The organism is Brevundimonas sp. LM2 (assembly GCF_002002865.1).
Lineage (GTDB): Bacteria > Pseudomonadota > Alphaproteobacteria > Caulobacterales > Caulobacteraceae > Brevundimonas.
In genome coordinates, this window is record NZ_CP019508.1 from 402,568 (window position 1) to 420,458 (window position 17,891).

13 protein-coding genes and 1 pseudogene are annotated in these 17,891 nt (G+C 65.6%); 10 read left to right on the forward strand and 4 right to left on the reverse strand.

Translation table 11 applies throughout. The features are described from left to right. The first annotated feature begins 47 nt into the window (after positions 1 to 47). Both BZG35_RS02090 and BZG35_RS02095 read left to right on the forward strand, forming a co-directional pair. The gene (locus tag BZG35_RS02090) at positions 48 to 2,126 is read left to right on the forward strand and encodes a ParB N-terminal domain-containing protein (RefSeq protein ID WP_077354132.1); all 2,079 of its coding nucleotides are present in this window, start codon (positions 48 to 50) and stop codon (positions 2,124 to 2,126) included. A 166-nt stretch (positions 2,127 to 2,292) separates the two neighbouring features. After that, positions 2,293 to 6,554, forward strand: a pseudogene (locus BZG35_RS02095) (strawberry notch-like NTP hydrolase domain-containing protein). A gap of 5 nt (positions 6,555 to 6,559) precedes the next feature. On the opposite strand, the gene BZG35_RS02100 reads toward BZG35_RS02095, so the two are convergent. Together BZG35_RS02100 and BZG35_RS02105 are read right to left on the reverse strand one after the other, a co-directional pair. Next, positions 6,560 to 6,991 carry a type II toxin-antitoxin system VapC family toxin gene (locus BZG35_RS02100; RefSeq protein ID WP_077354133.1) on the reverse strand — a complete coding sequence of 144 codons (432 nt, stop codon included), beginning with the start codon at positions 6,989 to 6,991 and terminating at the stop codon, positions 6,560 to 6,562. Further along, positions 6,988 to 7,596, reverse strand: a complete 609-nt coding sequence (locus BZG35_RS02105) for a DUF433 domain-containing protein (RefSeq protein ID WP_077354134.1) — start codon at positions 7,594 to 7,596, stop codon at positions 6,988 to 6,990. The genes BZG35_RS02100 and BZG35_RS02105 overlap by 4 nt, the downstream gene beginning before the upstream one ends. 180 nt (positions 7,597 to 7,776) lie before the next feature. On the opposite strand from BZG35_RS02105, the gene BZG35_RS02110 reads away from it, so the two are divergent. From BZG35_RS02110 to BZG35_RS02140, 7 genes are all read left to right on the forward strand, one after another. Beyond that, entirely contained in the window at positions 7,777 to 8,133 is a 357-nt protein-coding gene (locus BZG35_RS02110; protein WP_077354135.1) for a hypothetical protein, read from the forward strand. Positions 8,134 to 8,168: 35 nt separating this feature from the next. Then, complete coding sequence (locus tag BZG35_RS02115; protein WP_077354136.1) at positions 8,169 to 8,597, forward strand: single-stranded DNA-binding protein; 429 nt, start codon at positions 8,169 to 8,171, stop codon at positions 8,595 to 8,597. A gap of 122 nt (positions 8,598 to 8,719) precedes the next feature. Beyond that, positions 8,720 to 9,184, forward strand: coding sequence for a GcrA family cell cycle regulator (locus BZG35_RS02120; protein WP_077354137.1), 465 nt, complete (start codon positions 8,720 to 8,722; stop codon positions 9,182 to 9,184). 126 nt (positions 9,185 to 9,310) lie between these two features. After that, the gene (locus BZG35_RS02125) at positions 9,311 to 9,517 is read left to right on the forward strand and encodes a hypothetical protein (protein WP_077354138.1); all 207 of its coding nucleotides are present in this window, start codon (positions 9,311 to 9,313) and stop codon (positions 9,515 to 9,517) included. Positions 9,518 to 9,651: 134 nt separating this feature from the next. Then, a complete protein-coding gene (locus tag BZG35_RS02130) occupies positions 9,652 to 10,512 on the forward strand; it encodes a DUF4238 domain-containing protein (RefSeq protein ID WP_171981853.1) in 861 nt (286 codons plus the stop codon). A gap of 355 nt (positions 10,513 to 10,867) precedes the next feature. Then, positions 10,868 to 11,785, forward strand: a complete 918-nt coding sequence (locus BZG35_RS02135; RefSeq protein WP_077354140.1) for a DUF2493 domain-containing protein — start codon at positions 10,868 to 10,870, stop codon at positions 11,783 to 11,785. A 331-nt stretch (positions 11,786 to 12,116) separates the two neighbouring features. Beyond that, positions 12,117 to 13,352: a DUF3363 domain-containing protein gene (locus BZG35_RS02140; RefSeq protein ID WP_077354141.1), complete on the forward strand. Its 1,236-nt coding sequence runs from the start codon at positions 12,117 to 12,119 to the stop codon at positions 13,350 to 13,352. A gap of 56 nt (positions 13,353 to 13,408) precedes the next feature. On the opposite strand, the gene BZG35_RS02145 is transcribed toward BZG35_RS02140, so the two are convergent. After that, positions 13,409 to 15,538: a CHAT domain-containing protein gene (locus BZG35_RS02145; RefSeq protein ID WP_077354142.1), complete on the reverse strand. Its 2,130-nt coding sequence runs from the start codon at positions 15,536 to 15,538 to the stop codon at positions 13,409 to 13,411. A 196-nt stretch (positions 15,539 to 15,734) separates the two neighbouring features. Further along, a complete protein-coding gene (locus tag BZG35_RS02150; RefSeq protein WP_077354143.1) occupies positions 15,735 to 16,655 on the reverse strand; it encodes a HEPN domain-containing protein in 921 nt (306 codons plus the stop codon). Between the two features lie 361 nt (positions 16,656 to 17,016). Between BZG35_RS02150 and BZG35_RS02155 the strand changes: the two genes are divergently transcribed. After that, positions 17,017 to 17,796 (forward strand): DUF5677 domain-containing protein, encoded by a 780-nt coding sequence (locus BZG35_RS02155; RefSeq protein WP_077354144.1) that lies wholly within the window; start codon positions 17,017 to 17,019, stop codon positions 17,794 to 17,796. The last annotated feature ends 95 nt before the right edge of the window (positions 17,797 to 17,891 follow it).

A 17,891-nucleotide genomic window follows, 5' to 3' on the forward strand; every position in this document is an offset into this window, starting at 1 on the left:
CGCCGAAGCGGCGGGGATGGGCCCCGTCGCCCGGCAGGAGAGACCTCATGACCGACCTCGTTCCCGTCATCACCCCCACAACCCCTGTTCCTGAAACCACGCCCTCGGCCGTCATCTTCACGCCTGTGGAACGTATCGTGCGCCTGGGCGACCTCGGCATCGCGCGCGAGAACCTGCGCCATGGCGAACCGCCGGATGACGACATTCCGACCCTGGCCGCCACCCTGAAGGCGGCCGGACAGCTTCAACCCGTCACCGTCCGTCCCGGGCGCGGCAAGAAGGAGCAGGCCTTCATGGCTCTCGATGGGCGCCGGCGTCGTCTGGCTCTGGCCATCCTGCTCGAGGCTGGCGACATCGACGAGGACTATCCGGTCCGCACCTATGTCGAGACCGATCCGGCGCGCCAGGCGGCGGCGATCCTTTTGACCAACACCGCCGTCCCGGTCCATGTGGCCGACGTCATCGCGGCCATCGGCCGGATGCTGAAGTCGAAACTGACGATTACGGCCATGGCGCGGGCGCTCGGTTACGACGAGATCGAGATCAAGCGATTGGCGGCCCTGTCCGGCGTCGCGCCCGCCGCTTTGGTGGCGCTGAAGGCGGGCCGCATCACCCTTCGCCAGACCCGGTTGCTGGCACGGCTGCCGGATCGCCAGGAGCAGGAGGATCTCGCCCAGATGACCTTGGACGGCCATGGGTTTCAGGAATGGCGGGTCAGCGAACGTCTCGACGACAGCCGTGTCACCACGCGCGATCGCCGCTGCGCCCTGGTCGATCCTCGGGCCTATGCCGTCGCCGGAGGCCGCACCGAGACCGACCTGTTCGGCGAACTGCCTCCTGTTCTGCTCGACCCGGATATTCTGACCGACGTCTGGACCCGTCGCGCACGCGGGATCGCGGCCGTGATCGAGGCCGAAGGGATCTCGGTTCACGTGACTGCCGGCCCGGAGCCAGAGCTTCCCGATGATCTTGAGGCGCTCGGTTATGTGTATGGCGGTTCACTCCCCGCCGAAGAGATGGCGCGCTACCGGGCGCAGCGGGAGGTGTTCAACGACCGGACCGAGAAGGCCCGCATCGCCCTGGCGGACGTCGAGCACCCCGACGTCGCCGATCTGGCGATCGTCGACATGATCCACGCCAGGATCGCCTCAGACCAGACTGGATGCGGGGGCCGGCTCGTGACCACGATGGTCCTGTGGCCGGCCGCGGAGGCAGGCGTCGAAGTCCGCTGCTACACGCCGGAGGAACCCGAGATCGACGACGGGGCTGAGGATGCCGCGCGGGAGGATGCACGTCGGACCTCGGCGCCACCGGCCTATGTCCCGCCGGAAGTCGACGCTCCGGAGCCGGACACCGAGGGTGTCAACCATGCCCTTCATGCCGTGCGGACCGACGTGGCGACGCGAGGGCTTATCCGTGCCCTGGCCGACGATCCCGGGGCGGCGCTTACAGCGTTGATTGCGCGGCTGTTCACCGTCCTTGTGCGACGCGCTCACGTGACGCGAACGGACTCGGCCCTGGCCATCACGGCGAGCGGGTTCAATCCCGCCAACAGCCGGGTCATCGAGGCTCTGGATGGGGATGTTCGTCGACGGCTCGAGGATCGTCGCACGGCATGGGAAGCGTCCGGCGAGACCGTCATCGCCTGGGTCCAAGGCCTTCCCCACGGCGAGAAGATGGGATTGCTGGCGGAGTTGACCGCCATCAGCCTCGACGTTCGGGAGGAGAAGACCTTCTCCATCCGCCGCAGCGCCCGGGCCGAGGCGGCGGAGCTGGCCGCTCTCTGCCAGGCGGACATCACTCTTCACTGGACGCCCGACGCCCCCTTCCTGCAGCCCCACTCCAAGGGCCTGCTGACCGGCATGCTCGAGACCATGGGCGCCGAGGACGAGCGGGCGAAGACGCTCCGCAAGACCGAGCTGGTCGACTGGGTGGCCGAACAGGCCGCGCAACGGACCTGGGCTCCGGCCGCCCTGTCCTGGGCCGCCCCGATCGACGCCGATCAGGGCGCCCCGCACATCAAGGACCAAGCCGCCGGCGATGGCGTCGATGGGGACGACGAGGGGGCTGGCGCCTTCGTCGTCACCGCGGAGGGCGAGGCGGCCCTGAACTCTGCCGCCGCCTGATCTTCCGTCCACGGAAACATCGCGCCGGCGACCTGCCGGGGCGGTGTTTCTCTGTCGTCGTGAGCGCCGACCCGACTGTCGGGGAGACGAAGGAAGGGCGGGGTGAAGCGAGCCTGGAGGACCGAGAGGGAGGAGCCCGCCGCTCCAGGCGACCGGAGCCTTCGCAATGTCCACCGCCCGCAACCTGTCGCTGTTCGCCGACCTCGCCGTCGGGAATCTCCCCGCCAACATCCTGGCCGCCGCCCGCGCATTGGCCATCCATCTGGCCCGCTCGCGCCCGCTGGATCGACGCCTCGTGGCCGACGTCATGACCACCGCGTTCGGGGCATCCGACGCCGAGGGCGGCTGGACCTGGCGTGACGCCTATGACGCTATCGAGGCCGCGACGGTGCTTCAGATACGCCGCCTAGCGCCGCAGATCGCCCGGCTCGAGGACGCCCCGGCCGAGATCGCTGCGCTGCTCGCCGCGGTCTCAGCGCTTGGCCTCACCCACAGCCGGCGCAGCGAGGAACAGGTCGCGCTCGACCAGTTCTCCACCCCGCCCCAACTCGCCGCCCTCGCGGTGCTGGCCGCGCAGGTCCGACGGAAGGACCGTGTGCTGGAGCCGTCGGCGGGGACCGGATTGATGGCCGTGGTGGCCGAAGCGTGCGGGGCGAGCCTGACGTTGAACGAGCTTGCGCCCACGCGTGCCGCGCTCCTCGACGGGCTTTTCGCCGGGGCAACGCGCCGACGGCATGACGGCCGCCATCTACCCGACCTGATCGAGGACGCCGGGGCGTTCGACGTCGTGGTCTGCAACCCGCCATTCTCGGATCTTCAGGCCCATCTGATCGCGTCGCTCAAGGTTCTGGCGGACGGTGGCCGAATGGCGGCGATCGTGCCCCTCACCGCCCTTGCCGACACCGATCTGAGGCGGGTGCTCGAAGGCCAAGGCGTCATGGTGGCCGCCGTGGCGTTTCCCGCGAGCGCTTTCGCCAAACACGGCACCTCGGTTGAGACCGGCCTGCTGGTTGTGGATCGCGGCGGGACAGCCGTCTGGGACGGCCTCCTTCACCAGCCCCAGGATCTGGAGGCGACCGCCCGGATCCTCGCGAACCTTCCGGATCGCGGCACCGCCCGTCCGCGCGTGCGGTTGACTTTAAACGCCGCCGCCTTCCTCGCGGCGCGCGACCGCGGGCTCGCCCTTCCCGCAGGCCGACTGGCCTTCCTGGCCGGAGCAACACACCTGGCCTATGAGACGCAGCCCTGGGCTGGCGAGGGCCGGGACGTCGGCCTCTATCAGGCGCATGCCCTGGCGCGGATCGTCTGCCTGATCCCCGCCCGCATCCATCGCCTCTGGTCGAGTCCGGCCCTATGGCCTCCGTCGCGCCGCCCGCGCCGAGCTACCGGCCGGTGTTGCCGCCGGCGGTGCTCAACCAAGGCCGGATCTCCGACGCCCAGACGGAGACGGTGATCTACGCCGGCGAGGCCCATGCGGCCTTCCTGCCCGGCCGGTTCCGGCTGGGCGAGGCCGCCCATGAAGTCGCGCTCGTGCGCGACGACGCCGAAGACGGTGTTTCGTTCCGGCGGGGATTCTTCCTTGGCGACGGCACCGGCTGTGGCAAGGGCCGCCAGATCGCGGCCGTCGTCGCCGACAACATGAGCCAGGGCCGGGTCAGGGCGCTTTGGCTCTCCCGCAACGACGCTCTGCTGGAGGACGCCCGGCGCGACTGGAGCGCCATCGGCGGCGGCGCGCACGGCATCGTGCCGCTCTCGAGCTGGAAGCAGGGCGAAGCGATCCGTCTGGATCGCGGCGTCCTGTTCACCACCTATGCGACCCTGCGCCAGCCGGCGCGCGGCGCCAGACAATCGCGGCTCGACCAGATCGTCGCGTGGCTCGGCGAGGATTTCGACGGCGTCATCGCCTTCGACGAGGCTCATGCCATGGCCAACGCCGCCGGGGGCGGCAAGGGCGCGCGGGGAACGAAGAAGGCCTCGCTGCAGGGCATGGCGGGGCTGGCGCTGCAGAACCGGCTGCCGAAGGCCAGGATCCTCTATGTCTCGGCCACGGGCGCGACCACGGCGGAGAACCTGGCCTACGCCGCCCGGCTGGGTCTCTGGGGCGGGCCGGAAGCGCCCTTTATGAGCCGCGCCGACTTCCTCGACGCCATGGACCGGGGCGGGGTCGCGGCCATGGAGCTGGTGGCGCGCGAGCTCAAGGCGCTGGGGCTGTATGTGGCGCGGTCGCTGTCGTTCGAGGGCGTCGAGTATGAGCCCTTGGTGCACCCCCTGACGCCGGACGACATCGACATCTGGGACGCCTGGGCGGACGCCTTCCAGCTGATCCACGCCAACCTGGCCGAGGCGCTCAAGGCCATCGGCCTCAGTGACGATGAGGGCAAGGCGAAGAGCGGTCAGGCCGCGTCGGCCGTCCATTCGGCGTTCGAGGGCGCCAAGCTGCGGTTCTTCGGACATCTCCTGGCCGGGCTAAAGGCGCCCAGCCTGATTGCGTCCATCCGGGATGACCTCGCTTCGGAGCGATCGGCCGTGGTCCAGATCGTCTCGACCAATGAGGCGGTGATGGAGCGTCGGCTGTCGTCTATCCCGCCCGAGGAGTGGAACAATCTCTCAATCGACCTGACCCCGCGCGAGTACGTCCTCGACTATCTGCGCGAGGCCTTCCCCGTCCATCTGATGGAGGCCATCGAGGACGCCGACGGAAACGTCACCATGGTCCCGGTCATGGATGAGGGGCGGCCCGCCGTCAGCCAGGAGGCGCTCGTCCTGCGGGCGGCTCTGATCGAGAAGATGGCCTGTCTGCCCGCCGTACCGGGCGTGCTCGACGCCCTGCTTGAGGCCTTCGGCACGGACGCGGTCGCCGAGATCACGGGCCGGTCGCGTCGGGTGGTGGTGCGCGACGGTCGCCGGGTCGTCGAACGGCGCGGAGCCTCGGCGGCGCGTGCTGAGACCGACGCCTTCATGTCCGGCCGGAATCGGGTGCTGATCTTCTCAGACGCCGGTGGCACGGGCCGCAGCTACCATGCCGATCTGTCGGCGGGGAACCGGCAACGGCGGGTCCACTATCTCGTCGAGCCCGGCTGGCGGGCCGACGCTGCCATCCAGGGGCTCGGCCGCTCCCACCGGACGCATCAGGCATCCGCGCCTCTGTTCCGGCCCGTCACCACCGACATCCAGGGCGAGAAGCGGTTCACCTCGACGATCGCGCGCCGGCTGGACTCCCTGGGCGCGCTTACGCGCGGCGAACGGCGCACCGCCGGAGCCGGCCTGTTCCGCGCCGAGGACAATCTGGAGAGCCCTTGGGCGCGCCGGGCCCTTCTGGTCTTCTATGGCGCGCTGGCCTTCGGGGAACTGGACTCGATGACGCTCGAGACCTTTGTGGCCAAGACGAGCTTGAAGCTGCTCGACGACGACGGCGGGCTCAAACCCTCCGACGACCTGCCGCCGATCCATACCTTCCTGAACCGGCTTCTGGCGCTGCGCATCGCCGACCAGAACGCCTTGTTCGCGGACTTCGACCGCATCCTGTCCGGCATCCTCGATCGAGCCGCCGCCTCCGGTGAACTGGACCGCGGGCTGGAGGACATCGAGGCCGAGGAACTGGAGGTCACGGATCAGGAAGTGATCCGGACCGATGTCTCGACCGGCGCCGAGACGGCTCTGGTGACCTTCTCGTTGAAGGTCCGGCGCGAGATCCTCGGTTCCGACGACGCCCTGATCTGGGCCGAAGACGTCGCCCATCAACTGGTTATCAACGAGAAATCCGGCCGCGCGGCGATCGCCGAATTGGGTCTGACCACCTCGACGGATGAGAACCGCCTGATCACCGCAGTGAGGCTCGTTCGGCCCGACGACCGCCAGACGATGGCCGAGAAGACGTTCGAGGAGTCGGCGTGGAAGCCCGCGGAGGTCTCGACCTGGCGGCGGGTCTGGGACCAAGAAGTCGCCGGGACCGACCCCTGGCGGACGCGCGAACTGACGCTTGCCACAGGATTGCTCTTGCCGATCTGGGGCCGCTTGCCGGCGCGGGGTTGCTCGGTTCGCCGGGTCCGGGCGCCGGACGGGCGGCGCTGGCTCGGACGAGTTCTGGACGGCGTCCAGGCCAGGGCGCTGAAGTCGAGTCTGGGCCTGACCGATGTCGGCGAGGTCTGGGCGGACGGCACGAGAACCGCCGCCACGATTCTGGACCGCAACATCCAGCTATCGCTTGAGGGTGGGCTGTGGCTGAAGCGGTCCCGCGTCATGGACCGCTGGCGCATAGAGATCGTCGGGGGGCGCACCGATCGGGACGCGCTCGTGGCCCTGGGATGTTTTGTCGAGATCATCGCCTTTACGCCGCGCGTCTTCGCGCCGGTGGATCAGCCGACCGTGTTGGAGGCGGTGCTGCGCCGCCATCCGGTTCAGACAGTCCTCGACGGGCAGGCAGCCTGAGCGGGTCAGGCCGGCGTCGCCTTCGGCGGCGACCGGGACGGGTTCAGAAGCGGGACGCCGCGACCCGTCACATCCTTGATATTGGCGGTGACGAGCGTCAGACCGTGGACCAGCGCGGTCGCGGCCAGGGCGGTATCCTCCTCGTCGCCGTCGCGCTCGGCCAGCATCCGGCCCCAGACGGCGGCGACGGCTTCGTCGATGGGCAGGATGCGGCCCGCATAGGCGGCGATGACCGCGTCCACGCCCTGTGTGATCGCCGTGGCGGCAGGATGGTTGGCGGCTGTCGCCCGCTCCGCTCCGTATCGCAACTCGCGGACGGTCATGGCGCTGATGCAGAGCTCGTGGTCATCGACCGACCGGAGCCATGCTAGGATGTTGGCGGACGGTTTGGGCTTGCTGCTCTGGCTGACGACGTTGGTGTCGAGCAGATAGATCATCCCCTCGGCCGCATGAACGGCTCGAGCCCGCCAAGGTCGGCGCCCTGCATCGCGCGCTTCGCCGACGTCGCGGGGTAAGGGCGACCGGATTTGGGATGGGCGCGCGCATAAGCGGTCGCCGCCTTGATCTTGGCGAGCGACAGCGACGGGTAGTCCTCGAGGATCTCCTCATCGGTGGCTCCGCCTGCCGAGAGCGCCGCCAGGCGATGGACCTCGATGTCGGTGCCTCTCACGACGGGAGCGCCGTGTTTGATCTCGATGGCACGATCCACAGCCTCTAGCGCCTTCAGGCGTTGCGCGACATTGGTCCGATGCCGTTTTAACTGGACGATGAGTGGCCCGACAGAAACGCTGGCGGACTGCGCAGGCTCCTTGGCCACGGCGACGTAGAGGTCGTCGAGCGCGGAAGGCGTCAGGGTGTGGCGATAGGTGGCCACCATGTCGAGATAGACGAGGTCGGTCAGGCCGACGCATCGCACGGCGCGTCTGGCCGGACCTGAGGCCTCTGGCTTGAGCGGTCGCCGATTGACGTCGCGTTTGATCGCGTCGAGCGGTTGACCAAGGACGAACGCCGCTTCGGGCAAAGTCCACTGGGGATCGGGCATCGAAAAGGCCTCCTAATATGATCCAATATAGGATCGCATTGTGGGTTCGGCAATGTCGATGAGGTCCAGGATCGCGTGCGTGACCGCCGCCGTCCAAAGGAGCGGAGGAAGGGAGTGTCCGGGCGAAGCGGGATTGGGGAGATCGGCTCCCCGACGGCTTCGGATATACAGGAGACTGACATGCAAAACGTGATGTTCACCGGCCGATTGGCGGCCGACCCCCAGATCACCGACGACTTCGGCAAGGCCGTGTTTCGCCTGCTCGAGAGCCGCGGCGTCGATAATGCCGGCAAGGATCGGCTGGTCGGCGTCAACTGCGTGAGCTGGTCGAAGGGCCTCAACGAGAAGGTCATCGCTCGGGGCCTCGGGCAGGGGTGTGAGGCCGTCGTCATCGGCGCCTTCATCGATACTGCCTACGCCGCCAAGAACGGGACCGAGCGGACGGCCAAGGAACTGGTCATCAACCGGCTCACCGTCCTCGACTGGGCCGAGGACCGCGACATCCAGGACAGCAGCGCCGACCGCGCCGCCGCCTGATCCCTCATCAACATTCAATTGTCAGGAGACTGACCATGCAAACCGTGATCATCGAAGGCTATCTGACGGCCAACCCGTCCGTCCTCGCCGCCCAAGGCACTGGCAAGAAGCGCGCGAGCTTCCGCGTGCTCGAGACCACCCGCTTCCGCAAGGCCGACGGCACGCCCGGTGAACGGACCACCGGCTTCAACTGCATCTGCTTCAACGAGGCGACGGCCGAGAAATACATCGGCCCGTTCGCCCGCAAAGGCAGCCGCGTCGTGATCCAGGGTCATGTCGAGAACGACACCTGGACCGGCAAGGACGGTGTCGAACACTACGACATGCGGGTGATCGTCGCAGATATCCGCCTGAAGAACAGGCGCGAAGCTTCCGAGGGCGCCGCCGAGGACGAGGGCGGCTCCGGCCGCCAGGTCCAGGAGCCGGCCAGTGGCTACGACCTGAACGACGACATCCCGTTCTAGACAGCGGGCGAATGAGAGCGGCCCGGCGCGCGAGCGTCGGGCCGCTTTTCGTTTTGTGGCGGGAGGGAAAGGCAGGGCGGCGCGGGGTGAGCCGATCGGGCTCGTGAGCCTCGGAGCTTCCCATGACCGCCTCTGCCTGGACCGATGACCGCATCGGTCGTTTGACGACACTCTGGCTCGAGGGTCAGACCGCCGAGCAGATCGCCCGCGATCTCGCCAATGGCATCACGCGCAGCGCCGTGCTCGGCAAAGTTCATCGTATGGGTCTGTCGGCGGGCCGTTCCGGCCGCCCGCCCAAACGCCCCGAGGCCGGTCCGAAGCCATCCCGCCTCGCGCCGACCAGGTCCCTGGCGGACCGGCCGATCGACGCTCGCCCCGTCGTCGCGACTGAGCATGGCCTGGCTACAGTCCTCTCGGTGCGGCGCTGCCAGTGCCGTTGGCCTTTCGGTGAGCCTGGAGCCGCTGACTTCAGTCTGTGCGGTCAGCCGGTGACGCGCGGCGCCTTCTGTGCCTCACATGCCGCCGTCGCCTATCGGCCGGCGGCGGACACTCCCCGCGCCCTCGACCGGCTGGCGCTTCTCAACTGAGATCCGTCACGCCCTTGCTGCACTCTGACGATCTGAACGGCGGCCTCGACGAGGCCGCCGTTTGTCTTTTGTCCGGGCCGCCAAATCGAGCGCTCGCTGTTCGGCCTCTGGCCGCACGAGATCCCGATGGCAGCTCCGGCCGCTGAGTTGAAAGTCGCCCGTCAGATCCTTGGGTGGGATCCGCTGACGATCGCGCGCGCCTCGCGTCTCGCTGGAACGCCCGAGAAAATGGCGGCGCGTGTCATCGACATGGAAGCCGGCAAGCGTGACATCAGCGGTCCTGTTCAGGTGGCGATGGAGGCCTTCCTTGGCGGGTGGCGACCGACGGGCTGACAGATCAAAGGTCAGGGCAGCGCCGAACCCGTTCGCGTTGCTCACCCAGCAGGACATTGCGTCATCGGGTTGCCGGGTTAAGACGAGGAATGCCTGCGGCGCCTTCACAATCAGAAACTTGGCGTCACCATTATGTGCCGCAGTTCTATCTGAAGCGCTGGGCGGGGAGCGACCGGAAACTGTGGGAGTTCCAGCGTCCGCATAGGCAAGTGATCGCTCGCCCGAAATTTCCTGTCCAGACTGGCTACGTCGAGAACCTCTACTCCGTGCCCGCACTGCCTGATGATCGTCGCGACTACATCGAGACGGTCTTCTTTCGACGAGTCGATCAGGATGCCTCGGACGTCTTCGATCTTATGGAGCTCCCCGGTCCGGTTGTTCTGAACAAGCGCCACAATGACGGTCTGTCGAGGTTCGTCATGTCGCTGCTGCAACGGGACCCCATTCGCGTCGCCGAGCTTCAGGCATTGGCGCAGCGGACCTACACCGAGGTGATCTCCCAGAGCCGGGACCTTTACGAGGAACGGCGTGGAGCGGACGATCCGTCATTCGATGAGTATCGGGCCGCCTTTGACGGGCCGTCTGCGCAGATACTGGGCGGGCATCTCATACCTAAGCTCAGCGACCTCCCCAAACTCGGGGCGCATTTGAACGGCATGAACCGTCGCCTCATCACCTTGGTTTCGCCCCGTCATCAGCTTTTGACCTGCGACCGGCCCTTGGTAACCTACAACGGCTTTGGCCGATCGGACGCCTATGTCGTGTTGCCTGTCGGGCCGAGCCGCCTGCTCGCCTGGACCAACTCGGCCGACTACATGGACCTGCTTGAGGAGGCGTTCAGGGGATGCGCTGCGGTGCCCGCTCTCAACCGCAAATTCATCGCCCAAGCCGCGCGCTTCGTCTACGCCACCAGCGCCGGACCGTTAAGGTTCGTCACCAATCACTGGCCAGAGACGCCTTCCGATCCGTTTCCCGGTCTCGGAGAATTTCTCTGAACAAGGCTTGCTGATCGAAATCTGACCTTCGGTGGATTCCGGGAACGTCTTCCAGCTTGGCCACCCCGTCGGCGGCTCGCCGCCGACATTTCGACCGAAGATCGATGCCCGTTCGTCCGCATCGGCGCGGCGGCGCCGAATGGTGTCGTCGTCGCGAAGGGCGACGACGACTTGCCCCCACACAACGCCCTCCGATTTTGTCACAGCACCCCGGAAGTCAACGGCTTCGCCTTATTCCCTCCACGGAGGGCAAGCGGCCCTCCGCTCCGGTGACTGCCGGGGACCCCGCTGTGGCCAAAACCGGGGTCGTTGCGCATGGGGCGCTCGACATTTCTTCATCTCAAGGAATGATCAAATGACCCACTTCAACACTGCCTCCTCCGCCTTGGCCAACCTGTCCGCCTCTCTGGATGAGAGCGGTTCGCTTCCGACGGAAGACGCCCTGGTACAGCTCGGGCGCGCACTCATGACCGAGCTGATCGACGTCATCTCCGACACGGCGCTGGAGGATTTCCAGACCATCCTGGGAGAGGCCCTGATCGGCGCCTTCCATTCGGCGGCAGGGCGGATCGAACGCGATGCGGACCGGGCGCGCGATGTGATGCGATCGCTCGACCGGGACTTCGACGGATCGGAGGCTGCGGATGTCGAACTCCAGGAAGCCACGGCGAAGGCTCGAGCAGGCGATGCGGCGACGCAGGCCTGCGAACTGATCCGGGATGCGGCGTCCGAAACCTGGACGGTCGCGACCGGCGAGGTCTGGACGGCCTGGCGAGGATCGCGGCGTGGTACACACCTGACGGCGGCGCAGCTCGAAGCCAAACAGGCGATCAAGGCGATCCGGCAGCGGAAGTCCGGAGAGGCCGACCCTGGCGGTCCGGTGATCGCCTTCCGGGGCGCGCCGACGGCCGACAGCGCGGAGGATGCGGGGCGGATCTTCGACGCGCTCAACTGGGCGAAGCAGGAATGGCCCGACATGGCTCTGGCGACGACCGGGGCGAAGGGCTCCGAGAAGCTCGCGATCAAATGGGCCCAGCAGAAGGGGGTGAAGCTGATCCTCGCCCGCGCGGATTTCGACACCCACGGCAAGGCGGCTCCCTTCCGGGCGAACGACGAACTCATCGCGCTCGAGCCGGAGGTTTGCCTGACCCTGGTTCATTCGGTGTCCGGGATGAGGGAGGAGCAACGGCCGTTCGGACCGGCGCTCAACCTCGGGCAGAAGGCGATGGAGAGCGGGCTCCGGCACCTCTCCATCAAGGCCCGGGCAGCTTGACAGATTACGACTGAGATCAACGACCCGCTCGGCTTCAGCCGGGCGGGTTTTTGTTTGTCATCCGGCGGCTCGATGCGATCGACGGCCTGTGCAGCGTGTGTATCGCACTTCCGGTTATCAACTATGATGACTGTTGATGGGGTATGTCGGCATGTGTTTTCGATGGATGACAATCTGCAAAAAGGGTCGGAGGGCAAGATAAAAGGGTGTTTTTGGCTTCGCCGGTTTCTTCTATTCTGTCCGACAGTTAGCGGCGTGCTGGAGTGCGATTGACGACTTGTCTTGAGTTGTCATCGTTCGAGCCTTCGTTGCATGCTTTGGAGGACTGCAAATGCTGATCCGGGATGAGATAGACGGCAGGGTTTCTACCGGCTCCGGCCGGGCCGCCGACGCCGTGCGTCTCGGCCTTCCGCTGTCCCTCAAGACCGAGCGGATGAACGTCAAGAACGGCATGCTCAAGCGTCTGGCGAGTTCCAAGGCTTTCGCTTTGGGCAATCGTTCAGGGGTGCTCAAGGCGGCGCAGAACCGGTCAGGCCGCGCTTTCAGACTGGACGTTCGCCAGAAGGTGATCGTCAAGGCGCTGGTCTCTCGACACATGGGCAAGGGCGCCGACCGGGCCGCCGCACTGGCCAAACATGTGTCTTATCTCGGACGGCCCGGCGCCGGCCTGGAGGGTGAGCGACCGAAGTTTTTCGATCGCAGCGTCGATGGCGTTCAGCCCGGCATCGAGACCGAAGGCTGGAGCCAGGACAGGCATCATTTTCGCTTCATCATCTCACCCGAACACGGCGAGCGGCTCGACATGAAATCCTATGTCCGCGAGGTCATGGGACGCGTCTCCGCAGACCTCGGAGAGCCCAATCTGAAGTGGGTGGCGACCTGCCATTTCGACACCGATCAACCCCATGCCCATGTGCTCGTTCGGGGCCGCCGCGAAGATGGCCGGGATCTCGTCATTCCGCGCGATTACATTGGCTATGGATTCCGCGCGCGGGCTCAGGAAGTGGCGCAGGTGCGCCTTGGCGATCTGTCACGGGTCGATGCAGAACGACGCATCTGGAAGGAGACGGAGGCGGACCGCTTCACCGGTTTCGACCGGCGGCTGATCGCCGAGACGGACAAGCACGGGATGGTCGATGACGGGGTCGGATCGACCGACGCCTGGGCGGCGCTGACACGGGGGCGGCTGAGACATCTGGAACAGCTTGGGCTCGCGACGCGGTCCGGGCGGCGGTATCGGCTCGACGGCGAGATGGAGAAGAAGCTGCGCACACTGCAGGTGCGGCGCGACATCATCCGCACCCTCAATCAGCGTCGGCTAGAGGGCGCGAGGGATGTACGGGTTCTGGGCCGGGAGCCTGTGCGGGGCGTGGTCGTGAAGACGGGATTTCATGATGAAGCAGGGGCTTCGCCCTGGGCGGTAGTGCGCGACGGGTCGGGCATCGAGCATTACGCACGGCTCCGGCCAGGCAAGCCCACTGAGGTCGGAAAAACAGTATCACTCGAGCCCGTCGGCAACGGACTGGCGCAGATCGCAAAGGGGCGAGGCGAAGATCTTAGCCGCTGAGGCCTGGCGCCTCGGGAGTTCAGAGCGTCGGGAGGCCCCACCCCTTCACTGACCGTTTAGGTCAAAAGGACAGGGCTACCCCAAGACAAAAGATTGCTGATCTGCTCGGCAGCACGTTCGCTCCGAAGGCGACTGATCGCTTCCTGCGTCGCATCAACCGTTTCGAAGTCCCGGATCAATCGCTCGGGCTGCTGCATCCGCGCCATCGTTGAGGCCAAGGCTTCGGCGACGGAGGATCCCGCGAGATCGAGAGACAGTGAACAGCCGAAGGCAAGCGCGGCATAGTAGTCGATCGGCCAGAGATGCCCGATGACGCTCTGATCCGCGGTGGTAAGCTCGTGTCCAAAGCCGATGCGAGCTAGTCCGCCCCGGTTCTGGGTCGCCGTTGCGCTGCAGATATTCAGCACCAGAAGACGCCGGCCGGTTTCAGGACGCGCGTAAGCCGCGATCTCGGCTGATGTCAGCACAGTTCCGTCAGCCAGCACCAGTCCGCTTTCACTTTGCCGGAAGGGTGACTGTTCGCCGTGTCCGATGACCCACACGAGGTCGGCATCTGCATCTTCATAGAATGCTTGGAACGCACGCTGGTCCAAAGGCGCTTCGACAACCTTGACCTCCCAGCCGGCGTGCAGACCCACAGCCCGGATGAAACTAACCTCGGCCTCCGTTGTCTGGGTTTCGCCCGGCCAGATACTGACGCATCGGGTGGTCCTGTCCTGAAGCGGAGCGGCAAGGCTCGCTTCCATGGGTGCCAGCCAGCCGAGAATGTTCGAAAGCGTCGCCTGTACCGGGTCACGATGAGCGGGCATGACGACCACCGATCGCGGGCGCCATCGTTCAGGCAGATGAGGCGCCAGCTCGTCGAAGCGATAGTGGCGCGCGATCGCTGCCGTGAGCTCCGGCGCTTTGTCATGAGCCGGCGCGCCGAGCATACGCTCGTCCAGAAGCAGCGCGCGGTCACCCGCCGGGCCGCGGAAATATTCATTCAGGGCAGTCGATAGGCCCGCTAGGAGGCCTTCCAGGCTCTCGCCGCCTTCATCCCCTTCAATCAGATGCCGGCCGCCAGGCCAGAGATAAGCAACGCCGTTCTTGTGTGCTGAGCCGATGTAAAGGACATCGGCACTGGCCTGCTCCATCCCGTCGACCCCGTACCAGGCCCACAACAAATCCATGATGTCCGCGACCGTCCCGATCTCGGTAAGGCTGAAAATCAACGGGTGGATAATGGCGACGCGAGCTTCCAGGGCAAGTATTGCGGCAGGGCCGGTCTCGAGCGCTCTATACTCGTCCGCAAGTTTCCGAACTTCACCGAGTATCTGGACCCGAGCGGCGGTCCAATCCTCGTAGTCATCGATGGTGACCGCCAAAAGTTGGACGACCTCGTGTTCGACGAGGACATGGCGCAGGTCGCGGAGTGCTTCCTTGGCCCACTCCTGATGCGTTTGACGCGTCCATTGAGCGGCAGCCGTCGTGAACAACACGGCCATCGTGGCCTTGGAGCGGTCGTCTATGCCGGGACGGCCATAGATTTCCGCCATGCTGCTGACCAAGGGCTCTGCGCATTTGTGCCCGCGATTGGTCGCCCAGTTGGCGATAGTGACGATCGCAGGAACGCCTCGCACGACATCTCCGGCCACGATCTCGTCCAAAACGTGAGCGATGCAGTAATCGGCGATCTGGTCGCACCAGTCGTCCATGCCGCCGAATTTTCTGGCGATCATGAGGGCGGCAGTGATCCAGTCGGTCAGGTTACGAAGACAGGCGGCATTCATTGGCGTGGCGACGCCGTCATACGGCGGCAGGCGATAGTCGCCTTGGTTGGCCCGCAGGTTGACGTTGTGGGTTCGGCTGGCGGACCAGTGGAGCCAGTTGTAGCAATCGCCATGCGCTCCCATCGCGACCGTCGTCATGATGGCGGGGATCGAAATTATGAACCGCATGGCGTCCAACCAGACAGCGCCCTCGTCGTCGCCGATGCGTCGGGTCTCGGCGGTCAGATCGCCGCGGATGGTTTCGGCCAGGTCGAAGAACGGTTGTCGATCGGCTCCCTGAGCTTGTTCGATAGCGTCCCGGAAAAAGCCAGCTACCGCCATCGGTGCCACGCCTTTCCACTCGAACTCGGCATCCCAGTTGGCGAGACCCGGATAAGCCGCTGAGGTCGTCGGAAAGCTATCGCGCAAGGTCATTGGTTTCCCTCGGTTCGTTGGGCGTCACCACCCGCTCGCTGACGGCGTGATGGGTTCACTCTCACCGGTTGCGACGGACCAGAACATAGGCAGCCCCGTGTCTTTTTGATCAGCGCGTTGCATGCGCCGCATCGGAGGCGAGGCATTTATGGTTGACCGGATTGCGGTGAATGCCCGCACCCGTTGGGCTGTTTGGTCAGACGGATTGACCGGCCTGATCACGCAGGTCGGCTAGCCGTTTCTGGCACGCCGCATCGATCAGGCCTCGCAGAATCCCGATCCGTTCAACAAGATATGCCAGCTCTTCGTCGGTGATCTTGAAATGCTTCGAATATCGCCCCTTCACATAGGCGGCGCGAAGGAGTTCGAAGCTGCGCCGCTGAAGCTTAGTTTCGTGGGGCCAGGCGTCCGCCAAGCCAGCCACAAGCGGCTCCGTTAGCCGACGCAGGTTCGTCAGTTTGTGGGATTTCGGGGAGTAGCCAGTCAGGACAAGTAGTAGTCCGGCGTAAAGAGTCTCGGTCGCCTGGTGCAGGAGAAAGGCAGTCTTACGGGTGAATCCCCGGCCGCGAGTGAAAGCTGCTGTCTCAATGAACTCGTCGGCGCTTTCGGTCGCTTCCGCGTAGGTGTCTTCCGCCTCCTGCAGAGCCGTTTCAGGCGAGAGCGGGGTAGGCTCGATGAAGCTGACAGACGGCGTGTTCAGCAGGGTCACGCCGTCCCGTACGATGTCGATGAAGAACGACCGGCCGTGTTCCAGCTTGTAGTTCACATCATCCAGACTGTGGACGATGACGCTGACTGGCGTTCGCAGCATTTGCCCCGAGGTGACGTCGGCCAGCAGCCGCTTTTCGGCCTTCTCCCAGAATTCGAAGTCCGTCAGGTCCTCGTGATCGACGACGACCAGCAAATCGAAATCCGAGAAGTATCTGCCGACGGGGTCATGAACCCAGTCGCCGCGCGCGTAGCTGCCGAACAGGATGATCTTGAGGATGCGTCCGTCGCGCAGGCGCGGCGCCTTGCGCGTCGACGTCGCGACAGCGAACTCTTCCCGCAGGATGGCCACGGCGTGGTCCAGCTCCCGGCGTTTCGCAGGCGTCAATGACCTCAGAGGTTTCTTCATCAGTCAGAGTCTCTCTGATTGGCGGGCAGTCGGCAAGGAAAAGCACGGCTTGCGTGTTGTCTTGGACGTTTTCGCGGGACGGGGAATCTGCCAGAGTGAAGCTCAGCGGGTAGACGTGAATAGAGGTCGGTCTTCGGTCCGGGGAACGCGTGCTTCGGCAGGCGTTAGGATGCGGCCGCCCTTCAATCAGCGCGCCTCTTTGTCGGAGGATTCCAATGCCCGCGCCCCATTCCCCGCTTGCGGGAGCTGCGACGAGGTTGCGAGCAAAGCCGGGCGCCCGCCGGTGAACCCCAACAGGAAACTGCGCCGGCGGCGACGGGCCCTCGGAGCCCGCGATGGGGTATCCGCGCCCGCGACGCCCGTGGATGAGGCGCTGGAAGAGCTCATCCACGTCAGCGGGTTTTCGAACGATGTCTCCATGGCCTTGACTGGGTCGGCGACGGACCGCGCCCGCGAATTGGCGTCTATGGTGCATGCCAAAGCCTGCGCCCACGGTCGGTCGATCGGGTTCGTCTGCCGCTCCAACATGTTCGATCATTCCGCCATTCTGGGATTGGCGCGCATGATCATCGAATGCCTCTCGACGTACGCCTACCTGGTCGAACAGGTGACCGAGGAGGACTGGGCCTTCCGGTACGCCGTGCTGCGACTTCACGACACGGTCTCCAGGATCAAGCTGCTTCGCGCCTGGCCCGCATGCGCAGGCACCGCCGACCTGAAGGCGGGTCGTGAAGACCTGATTATGGAAATTCGGTCACATCCGGCTTTCGCGGGCTTCGATGGTGAACAACAGAAGCGCCTCGTGTCCGGCGAAACGATCTTCATCGGCGGCATGCGCAAGTCTGCAACCCTTGCGGGCTGGAATCCTGATGTTTTCACTGCGCTCTACGGGTACTTCTCAGCCCACCTCCACGCGGCCCCGATGAGCTTCTTCCGCATGGACGATCATCGGGTGGACTACTTCTATCCCAATGACGCGCAAAAGCAGATCGCCTCCGTCGGTATCGCGACCGCCGCCGCTGCACTGAGGCGTCTGTCGCTCCTTCATCTGGGCGATCTCGATTACAGCGGTCACCCTACGCTGTCGGCTGTCACGGCCGGCATGCGGGAGGCGGATGCAGGGTGTGAAGTTTTCGGGTGATCCGGAAACCTGCCGGACGTCCGGTTTCAAATCTCGTGTCGTTGCGATAGGTTTGGAGGCGGGCGCCGGTCTATTAGGCGCATGTCCAATGGCCG